The sequence below is a fragment of the Streptomyces sp. col6 genome (assembly GCF_008042035.1).
In the GTDB taxonomy this organism is placed as follows: Bacteria; Actinomycetota; Actinomycetes; order Streptomycetales; family Streptomycetaceae; genus Streptomyces.
In genome coordinates this window covers 293,145-309,514 of the sequence record NZ_RDBL01000029.1, presented here as the reverse complement: position 1 = coordinate 309,514, position 16,370 = coordinate 293,145, and the positions used below count along the sequence as shown (strand labels likewise).

Genomic DNA, 16,370 nt, shown 5'->3' with positions numbered 1-16,370 from the left:
GGCTGGGACGCCGCGACACTCGACGCGATGGTCACCCACTGCGTCAAGGGCGGCCTCCAGTGCGACCCGCACGGCTACGACGAGAACCACCCCGAGAAGGGCGCGGTCCTCGACGCGAACTACGAGCTGCCGTAACCGGCACCGCGCGCACCCCCACAGGTCCGGGGCCTCCGCGATCTTGGAGAGCGCTCTCCGGTGTGGGCCGAAAAAAGGCCCCGGACCTGTGGGGGTGCGCGCGGTGCCGGTTACGGCAGCTCGTAGTTCGCGTCGAGGACCGCGCCCTTCTCGGGGTGGTTCTCGTCGTAGCCGTGCGGGTCGCACTGGAGGCCGCCCTTGACGCAGTGGGTGACCATCGCGTCGAGTGTCGCGGCGTCCCAGCCGTTCATGAAGTCGTAGTGGAACGAGTAGCCCGCGCCACTCGCCAGCTTCACCTGCGACATGTCACCGTTGACCGGCCACGCCATCTTGAACTCGATCATCGGCAGGGCCACCGGGTGGTCCGCCGGGCACGAGTTGTAGTTGGCGCCCCCGGCGACCGGGTAGGCCATGTGGCTCTTGTGGTCCGGCGTGTCCAGGTGGATGCCGTCCCAGCAACTCGGCGCCTGGAGGCGCAGGTTCAGCTGCACGTCCCGGCGGTCGGGGCAGGTGGGCGGGAAGTTGTAGTTCTTGAAGGAGTCACCGCACTCCCAGCCCTCGACGGTGCCCTTCAGGTTCTTGAACTCCTCCTCGCTCTGCATCGGGCTGCCGACCACGTACCGCAGGCCCTTGGGGAACGGGCGGACGCTCCGGTAGTCGGTCACGCCGGACTTGTAGTAGATGGTCTGGACGCCGTCGGGGAGGACCTTCGTGTCCCCCTTGAACAGGCTCGGCATCCAGTAGCCGGACTTGTCGCCGGGCGCCAGACACGTGGTGTTCCCGGCCTCCAGCGAGCCGGCCGTGGTGTACGCGTCCGTCGTGGTGTTGCCCATGAACGTGTGGTCGTGGGACTTGCCCGGCTGTCCCGGGTAGACGATCGGGTCGTCCGGAGCGGTGTGCGTGGGGGCGCACTTGGCCTGGAACTCGTGGAAGTACGCCGTCGGCGGGACTTCCGTCGACGGGGTGACGCCGGTGACCGGCGGGTCGGCCATGATGTAGCCGTCCCCGTCCGGGTCGTCGCCGGACGCCTTCGTGGACGCGGGCATGCCGGGCATGCCCGGCATGGAGTACGCCGCGTGCTCGGTGTGCGCGGTGGCGGCCGTCCCGGAGGACGCGTTCGCCGTCGCCGCGATCCCGGCGATGCCCGCCGTGGTCAGGCTGAGCGAGGTGAACAAGAGCAGTCCGGTGAGGGTTCTGGACCTCCGTGGCATGGAGAGACCTCCTGCTGCGTTGTGGGGGAGCCTGGAGTGGGGAGCGCGCCCGGTCGGGGAGGACGGAAGCGGTGCGGCCATTCTTGGAGAGCGCTCTCCCGCTGTGGAGTGTTCCGCTCCTGACAAGAGCGTGTCAATACTTCGTGTCAGCGCTTCATGAGTCCTCCCCGTCCGTTACGGGGATGCCGAGCGCCGCCAGGAACGCCGCCGCGGCCGGGGTCCGGCCGGTCCGGCTCCAGGTGACGTGCTGAACGCGGACCGGTGCGTCGGACACCTCGATCGCGACGACGCCGGGGAGCCGTGCGGCGTACGCGGGCGGCAGCATCGCCACCGCGAGGCCGGGGCCGACGAGGCCGGCGACGTAGTCGGCGGTGGTGACCTCGAAGGCGACGTCCCTGACCAGCCCGGCCGCCGCGAACGCCTGGTCGGTCTGGGCGCGGCCGGCCGTGCCCGCCGGGAAGTCCACGAACACCTCGGAGGCGAGGCGGCGCAGGTCCACGGAGGGCGCCCCGGCCAGCGGATGGCCCGGGGCGACCACCGCGACGAGGCGGTCGCGGGCCAGTTCGTGACGGCCGACGCCCCGGGGCCGGGCGGTGGTGGGCAGCCCCAGGAAGGCCAGGTCGAGGGCGCCTTCGCGGACCTGCTCGACCAGTTCGTCGCTCGCCCCCACCCGCAGGCTGACCCGCACCTGTGGGTGGCGCCGGCGGAAGTCGCGCAGGGCGGCCGGGATGTCGACGGCGGTCACCGTCGGGATCAGGCCCAGGGCGAGCCGCCCGCGCACCTCGCCGACCGCCGCCGCGACCTCGGCGGCGGCGCGTTCGGCGGCCTCCAGGCACTGGCGGGCGGCCGGGAGGAAGGCCTCGCCGGCCGGGGTGAGCCGCACCCGGCGGGTGGTGCGCTCGAAGAGGCGCGCGCCCAACTCCCGTTCCAGGCGGGCGATCTGGTGACTGAGGGCCGACTGCACGACGAGGCAGCGCCCGGCGGCCCGGGTGAAGCTGCCGGTTTCGGCCACGGCGATCACGTAACGCATCTGCTGGAGCTCCATGACTGCATGGTCCATTCATCGTGGATCGAGATCAATGACGTGACGGACATGTGTTGGACTCATCAATGGGCCCGGCGCGAGACTTCGAGACATGACAAGCCGACCCACGCGGGGGGCTGCCGGGGCGCTGCCCCGTACCGCCCTGACCGCGCTCGCCCCGGCGGTGTGGGGCACGACCTACATCGTCACCACGGAGTTCCTGCCGGCCGGGCACCCGCTGTTCGCCGGCTTCCTGCGTGCGCTGCCCGCCGGGCTCATCGCCCTCGCCCTCACCCGCACGCTGCCGCGCGGGGCGTGGTGGGGGAAGGCGGCGGTGCTCGGGGTGCTCAACATCGGCCTCTTCCTGCCGCTGCTGTTCATCGCGGCGGAACGGCTGCCGGGCGGTGTCGCCGCCACGCTGGGCGCCGCGCAGCCGCTCGTCGTCGCCGTCCTCGCGGTGGCGGTCCTGCGCCAATCCCTGGGCGCCCGGCCGCTGTTGTGGGGCGTTACGGGGGTGCTCGGCGTCGGCCTGGTGGTGATCGGGCCCGGGGCGAAGCTGGACGCGGCCGGGGTGGCGGCCGGTCTCGCCGGGGCGGCCACGATGGGGCTCGGCGTCACGCTCACCAAGCGGTGGGGGCGGCCCGAGGGCGTCGGCCCGCTCGCCTTCACCGGCTGGCAGCTCACCGCCGGAGGCCTCTTCCTGGCACCGGTGACCTTCCTCGCGGAGGGCGCGCCGCCCGCGATCGACGGGCGGGCCGCGCTCGGCTACCTCTGGCTGGGCCTGATCGGCGGGCTGCTCACGTACGCGCTGTGGTTCCAGGGCATCGCGGCCCTGCGGGTGACCTCGGTGGCGGTCCTCGGGCTGCTCTCCCCGCTGGTCGCGGCCGGCCTGGGCGCACTCGTGCTCGGCCAGACGCTGGGCCCGGTCCAGCTCGTGGGCTTCGCGCTCGCCCTGGCGTCGATCGTCGGGGGCCAGCTCCCGGGACGCGCCCGAACGTCGATCGTCCCCACAACTCCCGTACTGGAAAGGACACATCGATGAGGATCGCCGTCATCGGAGCCGCAGGCATGGCCGGCTCCCGCGTGGTCACCGAAGCCGCGAACCGGGGCCACGCGGTGCTCGCGGTGTACCGCAGCAGCCGCCCGGACGCCCTGCCGCCAGGCATCACCGCGACCGGCGGCGACGCGAACGACACCGGCGCGATGAGCGCCCTGCTCGACGGCATGGACGCGGTGGTGGCCGCGACCCGGCCGCCCGTGGGGCGCGAGCACACGATCGCGGCGACCACGACCGCCCTGCTCGACGCGGCGGCGAAGACCGGGACGCGCATCCTGGTGATCGGCGGCGCGGGCCCGCTGGAGGTCCCCGGGTACCCGGGACGACGGGTGGTGGACGACCCCGCGTACGTACCGCCGCAGTGGCGCACGGTGGCCGCCGCCAGCTCGGCCCAACTCGCCGCCTGCCGGGCGCACGAGGCCGACTGGACCTACCTCAGCCCGCCCGCCGTTCTGGAGCCGGGGCCCCGCACGGGTGCGTTTCGCCGGGGTACGACCACCCTCCTCACCGCCGGGGACGGCACCTCGCGCATCTCGGCGGAGGACCTGGCGGTGGCGGTGCTGGACGAGCTGGAAGTGCCGCGCGGGGAGCGGCACTTCACGGTGGGCTACTGAGACCCGGCGGCCCGCAGGGCGGCGGCGATCCTGTCGTGGATCAGGAAGTCGGCGGGATCGCGGTTCTCCTTGAGCCGGTCCAGGTCCCCGGGGCCGAACCAGCCGTAGTCGCTGATCTTGGTCCACTCCAGGGTGGGGTGGTCCAGGTCGCCGTCGACCTCCACGAGGTAGTCCGCCTCGTGGCGCAGTCCGCCACCGTCGTCGCCGGTCCAGGTGGTGACCCCGAGCAGGGCCCGGAGCCGGCGCAGGCGCCATCCCGTCTCCTCGCCCACTTCCCGGGCGAGGGCGGTCAACAGGGTTTCGCCGGACTCCACATGGCCGCCGACGATGTCCCAGCAGCCGGGGAACAGCCGTTGACGGGGGCCGCGCTTCTGGGCGAAGGCGCGGCCCTGTCCGTCGAGGATCACCGCGCCGACGGCCCACGTCTCGCCGTCGGCGGGGACCGGTACGTCGACGCCGGGATCGACCAGGACGTCCGGGCCCGCCGCCCAGGGCCCCCGACCCGCCGCGCCCGTCACGGCCCCGCCCGCAGGACCTCCGCGACGACCGGGCCCGCCGCGTCGCCGCCGTGGCCGCCGGACTGGACCAGGGCGGCGGCCGCGAGGTCGTTGTTGAAGCCGGTGAACCAGCTGTCGGAGGTGGCGTGGCCGTCGACCTCCGCCGAGCCGGTCTTGGCGCCCTTGTCGCCGCGCACGCCTGCCATGGCCTGGGTGGCGGTGCCCTCGGGGGCGGTCGCGGTGTAGCGCAGCATGTCCTTGAGCTGGGTGGAGACACCGGGCGGCAGCGGGCTCGCGGTGGCGAAGGGCCGGTTGTCCAGGGACTGCGCCACGATGAACGGCTGCCGGAAGCGGCCGTTGACCGCGGTGGCGGTGACCGAGGCCATGTTGAGCGGGTTCATCTGGACCTTGCCCTGGCCGATGTACGAGGCGGCGGTCTCGGCACCGGAAGAGTCGGGGATCTTGCCGTCGACCGTGTCGACGCCCGTCTTCCAGTTGTTCTGGCCGAGCCCGAAGTACTGCCTGGCCTCCACGCCGAGCGCGGTGTCCCGCTTCGACTTCAGGGGCAGCACCGGCTTGATGAACGCGGTGTTGCAGGACCGGGCGAAGGCCGTCTTCAGCGTGGCACTCGGCATCGAGAAGTCTTCCAGGTTGTGGAAGACGACCCCTTCCCACGGCACGGTGGACGGGCACTGGACGGGCGTGTTCGCGCTGCCCAGGCCGTTCTGGATGATCATCGCGGCGGTGATGATCTTCATCGTCGAGCCGGGGGCCACGCCGCCGCTGCGGGCCGGTTCGAAGCCGGTCGAGGGGTTGTTGGCGATGGCCCGGATGGCTCCCGTGGACGGCTCCACGGCGGCCACGGACGCCTTGTCGAACTTCTTCACACCCCGCTCGGCCGCCGCCTGGACCTTCGCGTCGAGCGTCGTCTGCAGCTTGCCCGGCTTGCCCTTCACCAGGGTGAGCAACGTCTTGTCCGCGCCGTCGGCGTTCGCGCTGTTGATCCATGTCTCGATGCCCGCGGTGCCGCCGGCCTTCTCGCCGTACTTCTTGCGGAGCTCGGCCAGGATGCCGCCCAGCGACGGGTACTTCTCGGTGGTGAGCACCTGCCCGTTGCGGTCGACGGCCTCGATCGACGCGGTGGATGCCTCGCCCGTCTCCAGCGACTCGCCCTTCGCGAGGGCCGGGTGGATGACCGAGGGCTCCCAGTCGACGAGCGGGTGCCCGGTCGTCAGTCCGCGGACCACGGTCAGCTTGGAGGCGTACGACCAGGGCTTGGACGTCCCCTTGTACGAGACGGTCGCCTTCACGGTGTACGGGACCGTCGAGCCGGTCGCCGCGCCCGGGGTGATGACCGCCTTGGTGACGTGGGCCGTGTCGCTGTAGCCGGCGAGGGCCGGTTCGGCGTCGCCCTGGTTGTTGGTGAGCGCCGCCGCGACCGCCGCGTCGCCCTCCGCCCACGCGGCGAGGAACTTCTTCGAGGTCTCGGCGATCTCCTCCTCGGTGACCGGGCCGGTCTTCACCTCGGAGGACTCGGCGGCCGTGCTCGTACCGCCGCCGACTATGCCTACCTTCGCCCCACTACGCATTCCCTGCCGTCCCCATCCCCCGGAGCCTCCCTCTTGAACGTGTTCAAGGGGGCTGTGTGACGCAGGCTACGGGACGGTAGTGACAGGAGCACCGGTTGTTATCGGAATGCGATGCGACCGGCCTCCGAATGGCGTGAACGGCTCGTCGGATCCAGGTGTCCAGCCGTATCCGGTCCCGCCAGGAGCCCTCCGGGATGGGTGTGCTCGCGTACAGCGGTCGGAAGTAGATGAACGAGAACTACCGCTCACGCTTCACGGTGCTGGAATGTCGGGCAGGTATCCCGCAGCTGGATCAGCCACGTCCTTGGCGGCGGTGACGTACTCGAAGGAGAGTGCCCCCAAGCCTGGAAAACCTGTGAGGTCCAGGAGGACGGGCATCCGATGGTGCTTGTCTGTGGTCGCGACATCCTCGACGTACTCCGGCGGCACGGCCGGACCATCGTCGCCGCGGTGCGTGGATGGCTCCAGCAGAGCTTTCCCCAGCGGCAGTAGCGGCTTGCGCTCATCTGGACAGAACGGCTGCCCCTGCGTGCCGCGGTGGAGCTTCGGCGGATGTCGAGGCGGACATCGGGGGCGGAGCCTGGATGTCCCGCCCCTGGACGTGGCGCAACTCCCGCAGCTACTTCACATATCTGCTGCTATCCACCCAGAGGGAACAGAATGGCCGCTGTGCGGGGAGCGATTTCAGCCAATCTCGGCCCAGCTTTTGGGGTCCCGGCGCCCATCTGCGCGGATGGGGCAGCAAAGTCGCAGGTCAGGGCCTTTAGCTTTGGCTGTAGAAAATCCCGGTGCACCTCAACCGCCTAGGGGCAAAGGCACCTTGAGCGTGGTGGCCGGAGGGAAATCCTGACGTCGTTAAGGCCATGCTCCGGCCCGTACTGTCATGTGACAAGACGACGGAGGCCGCCATGCAGGGCGGCCTCCGATGGCGTCCAAGACCCTGATCTCCGCAGATCGACAAGTAAAGGACTGGGTACATGGAATCACAGAGCTGGCGCGGCCTCACCGTCACCTGGACGCGACCACACGTCGCCGACATCGCGGTAGCGGGCGTCGTGTACTACCTGCTCCACCAGGACGGCGAGGTTCACCGGGCGGTCGCGGGGCTCATCGCGCTCATCACGCTCCGCTGCATCCGCATCCGGCGCTCTGTCTGAAACGGCATCTATGGCGTGGGCCTGTCTCCTTCTGCTCTCGGCAGGAGAGGCTTCCACCGCGGCTTCAGACCAGCCATCAGGGGGTTCCGGGGCCGTCCGTGGGCCGTCGAAGGGGACAGACGACGACCGGCGATGACCGACAACGAACAGGAGGGCCCGACGAGTAGCCGGGCCCTCCTGTTGCGTTCGCCGTGCTAGATCCAGGTGTCCAGCCACATCCGGTCGCGCCACGCGTCCTCCGGGATGGGGGTCCCGGTGTACAGCGGCCAGAAGTAGATGAAGTTCCAGATGATCAGCAGCACCAGCACACCGGCCGCCACCGCCCCCAGGGTCCGGCGCCGCTCGCCCGAGGGGTCGGGCTTCGCCAGGCCGAGTTCGTACCGGGGTCCGGTGTCCGCCGCCGGGCCCAGCATCGCGCCGATCATCATCGTCACCGCGAGACACAGGAACGGGACGAATACGACCGCGTAGAAGAGGAAGATCGTGCGCTCCTGGTACAGGAACCACGGCACCCAGCCCGCGGCCACCCCGCACGCGATGGCGCCCGCCCGCCAGTCGCGGCGGAAGATCCACCGCCACAGCACGTAGACCAGCGCGAAGCAGGCGGCCCACCACAGCAGCGGCGTCCCGATGGCCAGGACCTCGCGGGCGCACTTGCCGGTCGAGGACGTCGTGCAGCCGTTCTGCTCCTCGTAGAAGTACGAGACCGGGCGGCCGAGCACGATCCAGCTCCACGGGTTGGACTGGTAGGTGTGCCCGGACGTCAGGTGGACGTGGAAGTCGTAGACCTGGTTCTCGTAGTGCCACAGGCTGCGCAGCCAGTCCGGCAGCCAGGTCCAGCTGCCGCCCTTGCCGTCCGTCGCCGCCCAGTCCCGGTAGTAGCCGCGATGGCCCGGCGAGTTGCGGACGATCCAGCCCGTCCAGGACGCGACGTACGTGACAACCGCGACCGGCACCACCGAGACGAACGCCGGGAGCACGTCCCGCCGCAGCACCGCCGTGTACGGGCGAACGGCGCCCGCGGTGCGGCGGGCGCCCGCGTCCCACAACACCGTCATCAGGCCAAACGCGACCATGATGTAGAGGCCGTTCCACTTCGTGGCGGCGGCCAGGCCCAGCGAGACACCGGCGGCGATCCGCCAGGGGCGCCACCCCAGGCGCAGGTTCTCCGCGACCCGGACGTCGGGGCGCAGCACGCCCTCCTCGTCGACCGGCAGCACCGCGGCCAGCCGGCGCCGGGCCCAGTCGCGGTCGATCAGCAGACAGCCGAACGCGGCCAGCACGAAGAACATCAGGACCAGGTCGAGCAGCGCGGTACGGCTCATCACGAAGTGCAGCCCGTCCACCGCCAGCAGCGCGCCCGCCAGGCAGCCCAGGAACGTCGAGCGGAACAGCCTGCGCCCGATCCGGCACAGCATCAGCACCGACAGCGTGCCGAGCACGGCGACCATGAACCGCCAGCCGAACGGCGTGAAGCCGAACATCTGCTCGCCGATGCCGATGATCCACTTGCCGACCGGCGGGTGCACCACATAGCCCGGGTCCGTCGGCACCGGCACCTGCGACGGGTCGTTCAGGATCAGCTTGTCGACGTCCTTGGGCCACGCGCCCTCGTACCCCTGCTTGATCAGCGCCCAGGAGTCCTTCGCGTAGTACGTCTCGTCGAATATCACCGCGTGCGGGCTGCCCAGCTTCCAGAAGCGCAGCACCCCCGCGACCGCCGCGACCAGCAGCGGACCGCCCCACGCCGACCAGCGCACCAGCCGGTCCGCGAGCAGCGGCGGCACGCCGAGCACCGCCCACAGCTGGCTGCCGGGCCGCGTGTAGGGCGGGACCAGGCGCTCCCGCAGCCCGATTCCGGGGCGCGGGGCATGGCCGAAGCGGCGCAGCCGCCGCTGCCAGGAGGTCGGCTCCGGGCCATGCTGTTCCCCGGCGTCTTCGCCCTGCCGGGCTTCGGGCGCAGTACTCGTCACCGCGCCATCGTAGGGAACACGTCTGTGGGTGCGGTGCTCCCCGTGCGGGAGGATGGGGCTTGTGACTGGAACGACTGGAACGCTCGTGCTCGCAGGGACCCCCATCGGCGACCTGGCGGACGCCCCGCCCCGCCTCGCCGCCGAGCTGGAGGCGGCCGACATCATCGCCGCCGAGGACACCCGCCGGCTGCGCCGGCTGACCCAGGGGCTCGGCGTCCACACCACGGGCCGTGTCGTCTCCTACTTCGAGGGCAACGAGACCGCGCGTACGCCCGAACTCGTCGAGGCGCTGGCCGGCGGCGCCCGGGTCCTGCTGGTCACGGACGCCGGGATGCCGTCCGTCTCCGACCCCGGCTACCGGCTCGTCGCCGCCGCCGTGGAGCAGGACATCAAGGTCACCGCCGTGCCCGGCCCCTCCGCCGTGCTCACCGCGCTCGCCCTGTCCGCGCTGCCGGTGGACCGGTTCTGCTTCGAGGGCTTCCTGCCGCGCAAGGGCGGCGAACGCCTCTCCAAGCTCCGCGAGGTCGCCCGCGAGCCCCGCACGATGGTCTTCTTCGAGGCCCCGCACCGCCTCGACGACACCCTCGCCGCGATGGCCGAGGTCTTCGGCGCGGAGCGGCGGGGCGCCGTCTGCCGCGAGCTGACCAAGACGTACGAGGAGGTCAAGCGCGGCCCGCTGGGCGAGCTGGCCGCCTGGTCGGCCGCCGAGCAGGTGCGCGGCGAGATCACCGTCGTCGTCGAGGGCGCCGCCGCCGGGGCCGAGGAACTGGACGCCGAGGAGCTGGTGCGCAGGGTGCGCGTGCGCGAGGAGGCGGGGGAGCGGCGCAAGGAGGCGATCGCCGCCGTCGCCACCGAGGCGGGGCTGCCCAAACGCGAGGTGTTCGACGCCGTCGTCGCGGCAAAGAATGCTGCTCGGACCGGCCACGCGGACGGCAAAGGACTATCGTGAAAAGCAAAGCGAGAGCCGCGTACCGGCCCCTTTGACCACGAGAAGGCCAAAACCGCTCCAACACTCGACAGGGCCGGTGCGCTCCCGCCGGTGAAGGCGTCCACTGGATGGCAGGGCGCATTCTCCGGAGTGCTTGTCCGACGGACAAGAGGAGCAGGCATGAGCGACATCACAGCCACCACCGCGCACGAGGCGTACGCCTTCGCCTGCATGAGGTGCGGACACGGGTGGGAGCAGGCCTACGAGATAGAACACCACGTCGACGCGTCGCAGCACGCGTACGTGGTCTACAAGGCGGACGGCGAACAGGTGCCCTCGCCCCTGTCCACCCCCACCTGCGCCAACTGCGGCGGGCACGTCGTACGGATCATGCGGGCCGGCCGGGTCTCGGCCGTCCAGCAGCTCCTGCGCAACCCGGCCCGCGCCCAGGTCCCGGCCGGACCGCCGCCCGCCGAGGAGCCCGTGGCCGCCACCGCCGTCCCGTCCGCCGGTCACCACTGGCACCTTTCCGACCTCCTGCATCCGTTCCGCAAGTGACCTCGTGGGGCGGAGCGCCGCGATCCTCGTACGATCGTGGCCATGAGCCGCTCCGAAGCCCCGCCCCTGCCGGAACCCCTCCGGGTGCCGGTCGCCGATTCGCACACCCACCTGGACATGCAGGACGGCACCGTCGAGGAGGGCCTGGCCAGGGCCGCCGCGGTGAACGTGACGACCGTGGTCCAGGTGGGCTGCGACGTGAAGGGGTCCCGCTGGGCCGCGGAGACCGCCGCGGCCCACGCGAACGTGCACGCGGCGGTGGCCCTCCACCCCAACGAGGCGCCGCGCATCGTTCTGGGTGATCCCGATGGGTGGTCGCGGCAGGGGGAGCGCGAGGCGGGCGGTACGGCCGCGCTGCACGAAGCCCTCGCGGAGATCGACGCGCTGGCCGCGCTGCCGCACGTACGCGGGGTCGGCGAGACGGGCCTCGACTACTTCCGTACCGGCCCCGAGGGCATGGCCGCCCAGGAGGAGTCCTTCCGGGCCCACATCGAGATCGCCAAGCGGCACGGCAAGGCCCTCGTCATCCACGACCGCGAGGCCCACGCGGACGTCCTGCGCATCCTCGCGGACGCGGGGGCGCCCGAGCGGACCGTCTTCCACTGCTACTCCGGCGACGCGGACATGGCCCGGGTCTGCGCGGAGGCCGGCTACTTCATGTCGTTCGCCGGCAACATGACCTTCAAGAACGCCCAGCCGCTGCGCGACGCGCTGGCGGTCGCGCCGGTGGAACTGGTGCTGGTCGAGACGGACGCCCCGTTCCTGACCCCGGCGCCGTACCGGGGCCGCCCCAACGCCCCGTACCTGATCCCGGTCACGCTGCGGGCGATGGCGGCGGTGAAGGGCCTGGACGAGGACACCATGGCCGAGGCGATCGCGGACAACACGGCGCGGGCGTTCGACTACTGAGCGGGGCGCGTCACAGGGCCCCGTACGCTTTACAGGTGAGCACCACTGAGCCCGACGCCCTCCTGGGCCCCGCAGACATCCGCGAGCTGGCCGACACGCTGGGCGTACGCCCCACCAAGCAGCGCGGCCAGAACTTCGTCATCGACGCCAACACGGTCCGCCGGATCGTGCGCACGGCGGAGGTACGGCCGGACGACGTGGTGGTCGAGATCGGGCCGGGCCTCGGCTCGCTGACCCTCGCGCTGCTTGAGGTCGCCGACCGCGTCGTCGCCGTCGAGATCGACGATGTCCTCGCGGCGGCCCTGCCCTCCACCGTCGCCGCCCGGATGCCCGCCCGTGCCGACCGCTTCGCGCTGGTGCACTCGGACGCCATGCTCGTACGCGAACTGCCGGGCCCGCCGCCCACCGCGCTGGTCGCCAACCTCCCGTACAACGTCGCCGTGCCGGTGCTGCTCACCGTCCTCGACCGCTTCCCGAGCATCGAGCGGACGCTCGTCATGGTGCAGGCCGAGGTCGCCGACCGGCTGGCCGCCCGGCCGGGCAACAAGGTCTACGGTGTGCCGTCCGTGAAGGCCAACTGGTACACGGACGTCAAGCGCGCCGGCTCCATCGGCCGCAAGGTCTTCTGGCCCGCGCCGAACGTGGACTCCGGGCTCGTCTCGCTGGTGCGCCGCACCGAACCCGTGGCGACGACCGCGAGCAAGGAAGAGGTCTTCGCGGTGGTGGACGCGGCGTTCGCGCAGCGCCGCAAGACGCTGCGCGCGGCACTCGCGGGCTGGGCCGGTTCCGCTCCGGCCGCCGAGGCCGCCCTGCTCGCGGCGGGCATCTCGCCGCAGGCGCGCGGGGAGTCCCTGACGATCGAGGAGTTCGCGGCCATCGCCGAGAACAAGCCCGCCGCCGAGAACGGGAGCGACCGGTGAGCGTCACCGTACGGGTCCCCGCCAAGGTCAACGTGCAGCTCGCGGTCGGGGCCGCGCGCCCCGACGGCTTCCACGACCTGGCGAACGTCTTCCTCGCCGTCGGCCTGTACGACGAGGTCACCGCGACTCCCGCCGACAGCCTGCGGATCACCTGCTCCGGGCCGGACGCCGCACAGGTCCCGCTGGACGCGTCCAACCTGGCGGCACGGGCGGCGGTCGCGCTCGCCGCGCGCCACGGCATCGCGCCGGACGTGCACCTCCACATCGACAAGGACATCCCGGTCGCCGGCGGCATGGCGGGCGGCAGCGCGGACGGGGCCGGCGCCCTGCTGGCCTGCGACGCGCTGTGGGGGACCCGCACCCCCCGCGAGGAGCTGCTCGCCCTCTGCGCCGAGCTGGGCAGCGATGTGCCGTTCAGCCTCGTCGGCGGCGCCGCGCTCGGCACCGGCCGGGGCGAGCGGCTGGCCCCCGTCGAGGTGGGCGGCACCTTCCACTGGGTGTTCGCGGTGGCCGACGGCGGGCTGTCCACCCCGGCGGTGTACCGCGAGTTCGACCGGCTGACCGAGGGCGCCCGCGTCCCCGAGCCCGTGGCGTCGGACGCCCTCCTGGACGCGCTGCGGGCGGGCGACGCCAAGGCCCTGGCCGGGGCCCTGAGCAACGACCTCCAGGCCCCCGCGCTCTCCCTGCGCCCCTCCCTGGCCGCCACCCTGGCGGCGGGCACCGGGGCCGGTGCGCTGGCCGCGCTGGTCTCGGGCTCGGGCCCGACGACCGCGTTCCTCACGGAGGACGAGGCGACGGCCCGGGAGGTGGCCGCCGCGCTCACCGCGTCCGGCACCTGCCGCACGGCGCGCACGGCGGCCTCCCCGGCCCCGGGGGCGACGGTCCTCTAGCGGCCGGGCGGTCAGCCCAGCCGTACCGACTTCTTCGCCAGCTCGAACGCCGGCACCATGCCCTCGTGCTCGTCGGAGTCCAGGCCGCCCAGGTGGACCACGACCGGGCCCTCGGGGGTGGCCAGGGCGAAGGCGCGGGCCGGGCGGTCCTCGTCCATGAGCTTGCTGTGGAGCGTGTAGGTCACCTCGGTCAGCGTCAGCTCTCCGGCGCTGACCTGCTTGTACGCGGCCTTCGAGGAGTTCTCGTCGGCCTTGACGAAGCCCTCCAGCGTCGCGCGCGGCGAGGCGTCCTTGCCCTTGCCCTGCCACACCCGCAGGAAGCCGATGTGCCCGGCCGGCTTGGCGTCGATCTCGCAGACCATGGAGACCGGCCCCTGCGTCCCGAGTTCGGCCAGCTCCGAGTCCGGGTCGATCGTGACGGCCTTCGGCTTCCAGTCCTTCGCCACGTCGAAGGTCACCGGCAGCTCGCAGCCCGAGCCGGAGGCGCCGACCGTGCCGCCCCTGGCCGCGGCCTCCACGGCCGGGGCCCCGGCAGACTTCTCGGACTTCCCGGCCTTCGCGCCGCCGTCGGATTCCGGTTCCGACGAGCACCCGGTCAGCGCGGTCGCGGCCAGCAGTACGGGCACCAGCCCGCGAACGGTACGACGAGTCATGAACATCCCCACCCCTTGATCGTTGCGCGCAAGGTACACCGGGGCGGGACGGGCGCTCGTACGGAGGCCCGCGCGGTGGCGACTACGCTGAAGGCCGGAGTCTTTTCTCGAAGCTGGAGCGTTCGTGGCCGTCAACCTCGTCAATGTCGAGCAGGTCAGCAAGGTGTACGGCACCCGTGCCCTGCTCGACGGTGTGTCCCTCGGCGTCTCCGAGGGCGACCGGATCGGTGTCGTCGGCCGCAACGGCGACGGCAAGACGACCCTCATCCGGATGCTCGCCCGGCTGGAGGAGGCGGACACCGGCCGCGTCACCCACAACGGCGGACTGCGCCTGGGTGTGCTGACCCAGCACGACTCCCTGGACCCCGCGGCCACCATCCGCCACGAGGTCATCGGCGACCTCGCCGACCACGAGTGGGCGGGCAGCGCCAAGATTCGCGACGTGCTCACCGGCCTCTTCGGCGGGCTGGACCTGCCCGGCTTCGAGAACGGCCTGGACACCGTCATCGCCCCCCTCTCCGGCGGTGAGCGCCGCCGGATCGCGCTGGCCAAGCTGCTCATCGCCGAACAGGACCTGATCGTTCTGGACGAGCCCACCAACCACCTCGACGTCGAGGGCATCTCCTGGCTCGCCGGCCATCTGCGCGCCCGCCGCTCCGCCCTGGTCTGCGTCACCCACGACCGCTGGTTCCTGGACCAGGTCTGCACCCGCATGTGGGACGTCCAGCGCGGCACCGTCCACGAGTACGAGGGCGGCTACAGCGACTACGTGTTCGCGCGGGCCGAGAGGGAGCGGATCGCCGCGACCGAGGAGGCCAAGCGGCAGAACCTGATGCGCAAGGAGCTGGCCTGGCTGCGGCGCGGCGCCCCCGCCCGTACCGCCAAGCCGCGCTACCGCATCGAGGCCGCCAACGAGCTGATCGCGGACGTGCCGCCGCCGCGCGACACCAGCGAGCTGATGAAGTTCGCCAACGCCCGGCTCGGCAAGACGGTCTTCGACCTGGAGGACGTCACCGTCCAGGCGGGCCCCAAGACCCTGCTCACCCACCTCACCTGGCAGCTCGGCCCCGGCGACCGCATCGGCCTGGTCGGGGTCAACGGCGCCGGCAAGACCTCGCTGCTGCGGGCGCTCGCCGAGGCGGCGCGTACCGAGGGAGAGGCGCAGCCGGCCGCCGGCCGGATCGTCGTCGGCAAGACCGTCCGGCTCGCCTACCTCTCCCAGGAGGTCCACGAGCTGAACCCGAACCTGCGGGTCCTGGAGGCCGTCCAGCAGGTGCGCGACCGGGTCGACCTCGGCAAGGGCCGCGAGATGACCGCCGGGCAGCTGTGCGAGCAGTTCGGCTTCACCAAGGAGAAGCAGTGGACGCCCGTCGGCGACCTCTCCGGCGGCGAGCGCCGCCGGCTCCAGATCCTGCGGCTGCTGATGGACGAGCCCAACGTCCTCTTCCTCGACGAGCCCACCAACGACCTCGACATCGAGACCCTGACCCAGCTGGAGGACCTTCTCGACGGCTGGCCCGGCTCCATGATCGTGATCTCCCACGACCGGTTCTTCATCGAGCGCACCACGGACCGGGTCATGGCCCTCCTCGGCGACAAGTCGCTGCGGATGCTCCCGCGCGGCATCGACGAGTACCTGGAGCGCAGGCAGCGTCAGGCCGAGGCGGCCACGCCCGCCGCGGCGCCCTCCGCCGCGCCGACGGCCGCAGCCCCGGCGCCCGCGGTCTCCGCCCAGGCAGCCCGCGCCGCCAAGAAGGAGCTGCAGAAGGTCGAACGGCAGTTGGAGAAGATGTCGGACCGCGAGACGACCCTGCACCAGCAGATCGCCGAGAACGCCACGGACTTCGAGAAGGTGGCGAAGCTGGACGCCGAACTGCGCGAACTCGTAGCCGAGCGCGACACGTTGGAGATGCGCTGGCTGGAACTGGCCGAGGACGCCTGACCGCTGACCGTTCGCCGTCGCAACGATGCGGCAACGGGTGTGACTGCTGAGGCCTGTGGGGCGGGTGGTAGAAAGAAGCCTCGCCCGGTGCGGGGTACGACCGTGCCGCTTCACAGGTGTCAACGGAACAGGGGGGACGGGTCGATGAGCCAGCCGCCCGGACAGCAGCCGCCGCAGGGCGGGTTCGGAGCACCGTACGACCCGCAGACGGGCCCGGAGACCGGTCCGGGAGACGGGCCGCACCCCCAGCCGGCCGGCCCGTACGGCGCCCCCGCGCAGCCGCCCGGCCCGTACGGCCCGCCCCGGCCCGGCC

Annotated in this window: 15 protein-coding genes; 9 read left to right on the top strand and 6 right to left on the bottom strand. The window is 72.0% G+C overall.

The window, feature by feature from the left end; genetic code table 11:
* Nucleotides 1-245: 245 nt before the first annotated feature.
* Nucleotides 246-1,346, bottom strand: coding sequence for a DUF1996 domain-containing protein (locus EAO73_RS30630; RefSeq protein ID WP_191134288.1), 1,101 nt, complete (start codon nucleotides 1,344-1,346; stop codon nucleotides 246-248).
* Nucleotides 1,347-1,500: 154 nt separating this feature from the next.
* Nucleotides 1,501-2,391 carry a LysR family transcriptional regulator gene (locus tag EAO73_RS30625; RefSeq protein ID WP_147974770.1) on the bottom strand — a complete coding sequence of 297 codons (891 nt, stop codon included), beginning with the start codon at nucleotides 2,389-2,391 and terminating at the stop codon, nucleotides 1,501-1,503.
* Between the two features lie 91 nt (nucleotides 2,392-2,482).
* Between EAO73_RS30625 and EAO73_RS30620 the strand changes: the two genes are divergently transcribed.
* Both EAO73_RS30620 and EAO73_RS30615 read left to right on the top strand, forming a co-directional pair.
* Nucleotides 2,483-3,412: an EamA family transporter gene (locus EAO73_RS30620; protein WP_147974769.1), complete on the top strand. Its 930-nt coding sequence runs from the start codon at nucleotides 2,483-2,485 to the stop codon at nucleotides 3,410-3,412.
* Nucleotides 3,409-4,041 (top strand): NAD(P)-dependent oxidoreductase, encoded by a 633-nt coding sequence (locus tag EAO73_RS30615; protein WP_147974768.1) that lies wholly within the window; start codon nucleotides 3,409-3,411, stop codon nucleotides 4,039-4,041. The genes EAO73_RS30620 and EAO73_RS30615 overlap by 4 nt, the downstream gene beginning before the upstream one ends.
* Here EAO73_RS30615 and EAO73_RS30610 read toward each other — a convergent pair.
* Nucleotides 4,035-4,559: an NUDIX hydrolase gene (locus EAO73_RS30610; protein WP_224756523.1), complete on the bottom strand. Its 525-nt coding sequence runs from the start codon at nucleotides 4,557-4,559 to the stop codon at nucleotides 4,035-4,037. The genes EAO73_RS30615 and EAO73_RS30610 overlap by 7 nt on opposite strands.
* Complete coding sequence (locus tag EAO73_RS30605) at nucleotides 4,556-6,127, bottom strand: penicillin-binding transpeptidase domain-containing protein (protein ID WP_147974767.1); 1,572 nt, start codon at nucleotides 6,125-6,127, stop codon at nucleotides 4,556-4,558. Before EAO73_RS30605 ends, EAO73_RS30610 begins: the two co-directional genes overlap by 4 nt.
* A 977-nt stretch (nucleotides 6,128-7,104) precedes the next feature.
* On the opposite strand from EAO73_RS30605, the gene EAO73_RS30595 reads away from it, so the two are divergent.
* A complete protein-coding gene (locus tag EAO73_RS30595; RefSeq protein ID WP_147974766.1) occupies nucleotides 7,105-7,284 on the top strand; it encodes a hypothetical protein in 180 nt (59 codons plus the stop codon).
* A 194-nt stretch (nucleotides 7,285-7,478) separates the two neighbouring features.
* Here the strand turns inward: EAO73_RS30595 and EAO73_RS30590 are convergent, their stop codons facing one another.
* Nucleotides 7,479-9,257, bottom strand: a complete 1,779-nt coding sequence (locus EAO73_RS30590) for a dolichyl-phosphate-mannose--protein mannosyltransferase (RefSeq protein ID WP_147974765.1) — start codon at nucleotides 9,255-9,257, stop codon at nucleotides 7,479-7,481.
* Between the two features lie 52 nt (nucleotides 9,258-9,309).
* Here EAO73_RS30590 and rsmI point away from each other — a divergent pair, with 52 nt between their 5' ends.
* The 5 genes from rsmI to EAO73_RS30565 all read left to right on the top strand — a co-directional run bounded on the left by rsmI (nucleotide 9,310) and on the right by EAO73_RS30565 (nucleotide 13,462).
* Nucleotides 9,310-10,206: a 16S rRNA (cytidine(1402)-2'-O)-methyltransferase gene (rsmI, locus tag EAO73_RS30585; protein ID WP_147974764.1), complete on the top strand. Its 897-nt coding sequence runs from the start codon at nucleotides 9,310-9,312 to the stop codon at nucleotides 10,204-10,206.
* A gap of 159 nt (nucleotides 10,207-10,365) precedes the next feature.
* Entirely contained in the window at nucleotides 10,366-10,743 is a 378-nt protein-coding gene (locus EAO73_RS30580) for a hypothetical protein (RefSeq protein ID WP_147974763.1), read from the top strand.
* A gap of 42 nt (nucleotides 10,744-10,785) precedes the next feature.
* The gene (locus tag EAO73_RS30575) at nucleotides 10,786-11,652 is read left to right on the top strand and encodes a TatD family hydrolase (RefSeq protein WP_147974762.1); all 867 of its coding nucleotides are present in this window, start codon (nucleotides 10,786-10,788) and stop codon (nucleotides 11,650-11,652) included.
* Nucleotides 11,653-11,687: 35 nt separating this feature from the next.
* Nucleotides 11,688-12,572, top strand: coding sequence for a 16S rRNA (adenine(1518)-N(6)/adenine(1519)-N(6))-dimethyltransferase RsmA (rsmA, locus tag EAO73_RS30570; protein ID WP_147974761.1), 885 nt, complete (start codon nucleotides 11,688-11,690; stop codon nucleotides 12,570-12,572).
* Complete coding sequence (locus EAO73_RS30565; protein WP_147974760.1) at nucleotides 12,569-13,462, top strand: 4-(cytidine 5'-diphospho)-2-C-methyl-D-erythritol kinase; 894 nt, start codon at nucleotides 12,569-12,571, stop codon at nucleotides 13,460-13,462. Before rsmA ends, EAO73_RS30565 begins: the two co-directional genes overlap by 4 nt.
* 11 nt (nucleotides 13,463-13,473) lie before the next feature.
* On the opposite strand, the gene EAO73_RS30560 is transcribed toward EAO73_RS30565, so the two are convergent.
* Nucleotides 13,474-14,121, bottom strand: a complete 648-nt coding sequence (locus tag EAO73_RS30560; protein WP_191134287.1) for a lipoprotein — start codon at nucleotides 14,119-14,121, stop codon at nucleotides 13,474-13,476.
* A gap of 118 nt (nucleotides 14,122-14,239) precedes the next feature.
* On the opposite strand from EAO73_RS30560, the gene EAO73_RS30555 reads away from it, so the two are divergent.
* On the top strand, nucleotides 14,240-16,057 hold the full coding sequence (locus tag EAO73_RS30555) for an ABC-F family ATP-binding cassette domain-containing protein (protein WP_147974758.1): 1,818 nt from the start codon (nucleotides 14,240-14,242) through the stop codon (nucleotides 16,055-16,057).
* Nucleotides 16,058-16,370 lie beyond the last annotated feature (313 nt).